The sequence below is a fragment of the Bacillus pretiosus genome (genome assembly GCF_051294775.1).
Lineage (GTDB): Bacteria > Bacillota > Bacilli > Bacillales > Bacillaceae_G > Bacillus_A > Bacillus_A wiedmannii.
Genome location: NZ_JBPPHF010000462.1, coordinates 1 through 287, shown reverse-complemented (window position 1 = coordinate 287; position 287 = coordinate 1). Strand labels below are relative to the sequence as shown.

Genomic DNA, 287 nt, shown 5'->3' with positions numbered 1-287 from the left:
CTATTAAGTATCACAACCTTATTACTACATGATATTGATGACCCTATGATTCTTCACGGAAACAGTTTGGATAAAAATGTACGTGATTATAGTGAGAAAGATAAGTTTGAAGTCTTTATGATGAATCCCCCTTATGGTGGTTCTGAAAAAGAGAACATTAAAATGAACTTCCCAATGGAGCTAAGAAGTAGTGAGACAGCAGATTTATTCATGTCCGTTATTATGTATCGATTAAAACAAGATGGTCGTGCAGGTGTTATTTTACCTGATGGCTTCCTGTTTGGGAC

1 protein-coding gene is annotated in these 287 nt (G+C 35.5%); it reads left to right on the top strand.

Annotated features, from left to right (window positions below):
- A partial coding sequence (locus ACSG5Z_RS31735; protein ID WP_435712937.1) for an N-6 DNA methylase occupies positions 1-287 on the top strand: 287 nt, incomplete at both ends.